Annotated in this window: 3 protein-coding genes and 2 pseudogenes; 3 read left to right on the top strand and 2 right to left on the bottom strand. The window is 63.6% G+C overall.

Annotated features, from left to right (window positions below):
- The 3 genes and pseudogenes from WA317_RS02340 to WA317_RS02330 all read left to right on the top strand — a co-directional run.
- Positions 1-201 (top strand): annotated as a pseudogene (locus WA317_RS02340) (nuclear transport factor 2 family protein); the annotation flags it as partial.
- Between the two features lie 214 nt (positions 202-415).
- Entirely contained in the window at positions 416-1,570 is a 1,155-nt protein-coding gene (locus WA317_RS02335; protein WP_425171504.1) for a Rieske 2Fe-2S domain-containing protein, read from the top strand.
- On the top strand, positions 1,567-2,031 hold the full coding sequence (locus tag WA317_RS02330) for a hypothetical protein (RefSeq protein WP_425171503.1): 465 nt from the start codon (positions 1,567-1,569) through the stop codon (positions 2,029-2,031). Before WA317_RS02335 ends, WA317_RS02330 begins: the two co-directional genes overlap by 4 nt.
- Here the strand turns inward: WA317_RS02330 and WA317_RS02325 are convergent, their stop codons facing one another.
- Positions 2,032-3,177, bottom strand: a complete 1,146-nt coding sequence (locus WA317_RS02325) for a sulfotransferase family protein (RefSeq protein ID WP_425171502.1) — start codon at positions 3,175-3,177, stop codon at positions 2,032-2,034.
- Positions 3,178-3,229: 52 nt separating this feature from the next.
- Positions 3,230-3,310: pseudogene (locus tag WA317_RS02320) on the bottom strand (SDR family oxidoreductase); the annotation flags it as partial.

The following is a 3,310-nucleotide window of genomic DNA, read 5'->3' as shown; positions in this document are numbered from 1 at the left end:
CGCATCGAGTTCAACTTCCACGACACCTATCAGTGCGGCAACGAAGAAGCCAACGTCGGCAACATCGTCATCACCATGGGCGGGCACCAGGTCACCGCCGAAGGCGTGTTCACCTACCGGGTTAACGACGCCGGCCAAATGGTGGCGCTGCGCGCCTACTGGGAGATGGACCGGGCGGCGGCTACCGCTCGGCCGGTGTAGCCGTTAGAGAACAGGTTGTGGTCACAGGGTCGCGTCGACGTGTCGGGGAAAACTGAATACGGACCAGTGCGCGGCAGCTGAATTTGGCCAGCTTTCGGAAGGTCCTTTGCTTGGCCGACATGCTCGACTATGTGCCGAATGTCGCCCTCGTTGCACCACCCCGGACAGAAACTGTAACGTGTTCTAGTTAGAAGCCAACCAAGTTGGAGGCGTCATGGCTACCGAGACGGCCGGCATTCGAGAGATCGACTCCGGCACCCTGCCCGACAGATACGCCCGCGGTTGGCACTGTCTTGGCCCGGTCCAAGACTATTTGGACGGCGAGCCGCATTCGATCGAGGCGTTCGGCACCATGCTGGTCGTGTTCGCCGACTCGCACGGCGACCTGAAGATCCTCGACGGCTACTGCCGGCACATGGGCGGCAACCTGTCGCAGGGCACGATCAAGGGTGACGAGATCGCCTGCCCGTTCCACGACTGGCGTTGGGGCGGCGACGGCCGATGCAAACTGGTGCCCTACGCCAAGCGGACACCGCGAATGGCCCGCACCCGGTCGTGGACCACCGACGTGCGCAGCGGCCTGCTGTTCGTCTGGCATGACGCCGAGGGCAACCCGCCGCCACCTGAGGTGCGCATACCGGAGATCCCGGAGTTCACCAGCGGCGACTGGACCGAGTGGCGGTGGAACTCGATCCTGATCGAAGACTCCAACTGCCGGGACATCATCGACAACGTCACCGACATGGCGCACTTCTTCTACATCCACTTCGGACTTCCGACGTACTTCAAGAACGTCTTCGAAGGTCACATCGCCTCGCAGTACCTGCACAATGTCGGCCGGCCCGACGTGAACGACCTGGGCACCTCCTACGGTGAAGCGCACCTGGATTCCGACGCGTCCTATTTCGGCCCGTCGTTCATGATCAACTGGCTGCACAACAGTTACGGCGGCTACAAGGCCGAGTCGATCCTGATCAATTGTCACTACCCGGTGACCCAGAACTCGTTCGTGCTGCAGTGGGGTGTCATCGTCGAGAAGCCCAAGGGCATGGACGAGGCGATGACGGAGAAGCTGTCCAGGGTTTTCACCGAGGGCGTCAGCAAAGGCTTCTTGCAAGACGTCGAGATTTGGAAGCACAAGACCCGCATCGACAATCCGCTGCTGGTCGAGGAGGACGGCGCCGTCTACCAGATGCGACGGTGGTATCAACAGTTCTACGTCGACGTCGCCGATGTCACGCCGGAGATGACCGACCGCTTCGAGGTCGAGGTGGATACCACCTTGGCCAACGAGAAGTGGCACGTCGAAGTCGAGGAGAACCTCAAGCGGAAGGCTGAATCGGAAGGACAGCCGACTCAGGTTTCATGATGGCTCCGCGCGAAGACCCGCCTGACGTCGAGCGGCTGGCCCGGTCGATGTTGTCCCTGCGCGGGGATCACGACGACCACGACCAGGCAGCGCCGACGCCGCCTGCGCGGCGTGGGCAGTCGAAGGCACCGGCCTCCACGGGCCGTCCGGGGGGCAGTGCGGCTGTGCGTGACGCTACCCAGGCCGACCGGGACCGCTATCTGACGTCGGGCCTTCAACCCGTGGACTGCCGGTTCTGCCACGTCACGGTCAACGTCAAGAAGCCGGGCCCGGGACACACCGCGGTGCAATGGAACAGCGAGGCCTCGCAGCGCTGCGCCGTTTTCGCGGAGCTACGAGCGTCCGGTGAGCACAGCGCGCGTACCAGATCTTGCCCGAAATTGACCGACAGCATCGAACACGCGATCGCCGAAGGATGTCTGGAGGCGGTGTCGACCGCCCCTCCCCCCGGCGACGGCTGACTAGAGTCCGGCGAATCGCGCCTTGACCGACTCGCTGGTCAACCCGTAGTCGGCTAGCGAATACGTGTGCTTGGGGGCCCGCGGACCGGTCTGGCTTTCCGCGTGGCTGTCGGCCATGGCCTGGCGCGCCTGCTCGGTGAGTGTCAGACCGAAATGACGGTAGACCTTCTCCACGGTGCCCAGCGGATCCGCGATGAGCTCGCGGTAGTCGACGTCGTAGAACTGTGCCGGATCGTGTTTGGCGCGTTCAGCATTGAACCGCTCGAGGCCACGCGACCAGGTTTCCATCGAGTCGTAGCCGATCTGTGCGCCTGTATAGGTTTTCGACCACCCGGCTGCGGTGTGCTGGGCCAGCGAACACATCGACGCCATGATGGTCTCGACCGGTCGGTGCGTCTGCACGACGAGCGCGTCGGGGTAGGTGGCCATCAGCGCGTCCAAGGCAAAGAGATGGCTGGGGTTTTTCAGCACCCAGCGCTTGTCGGCGTCGTTGAGCCCGATCAGCTGAAGGTTTTTACGGTGCCGGCGGTATGCCGGCGTCCAGTCCTGCCGGGACAGCCACTGGCTGTAACTGGGTAGGTGCGCCAACGTCTCATACGACACCGAGTGGAACGACTGCCGTAACAGCTGCCAGCATTCCTCGAGCTCGTCCGCGGCCATGAAGTGTAGCCCGGTGTAACCGGGATTCTCCGCGTGGTGCTGGGTGTACTGCGCCTCGAGCTGGCGATAAACCGGGTCGTCCGACCAGGATTCGCGTGGCGGCCTGGGCTGCGGGTACTCGGCCAGCCACAGGTGCAGACCCTGGTGTGCCGGGTCGGCACCCAACAGCCGGTGCAGCGCGGTGGTGCCGGTACGCACTAAACCGGTGACGAAGATCGGCCGGTCGATGACGACGTCGGCGTGTTCAGGGTATCGCTTCCACGCGGCCTCTGATAGCAGCCGCGCCACCAGCGCGCCGCGCAGAAAGAAGCGATTCATCTTGCTGCCCAGCGGTGTGAGATCCGCTTCACGCCGGTAGGAATCGAGCAGCACGCCCAACGCCTCGCGATAGTTGTCGTCGTCGGTGCCGAAATCGTCGAGTCCGATGAACTTCGTCGCCGAGGCGTGCAGGTCATCGACGCCGCCGATGTCGGTGCGATCCGTCATTGCGCCGCCTCCTCCTCATCGCTCCGCTCTGCATCGTCGGTGCGCTGCGCCATCAGGCTTTGTACTCCCCGCAGTTGACGTCCAGAGTCTGGCCGGTGACGCCGCTCGACAGATCGCTGGCCAGGAACAGGAT

Source organism: Mycobacterium sp. (genome assembly GCF_049802695.1).
Taxonomy (GTDB): domain Bacteria; phylum Actinomycetota; class Actinomycetes; order Mycobacteriales; family Mycobacteriaceae; genus Mycobacterium.
Note: the sequence above shows the minus strand (reverse complement) of the source record. Positions and strands in the feature narration are given on the sequence as shown.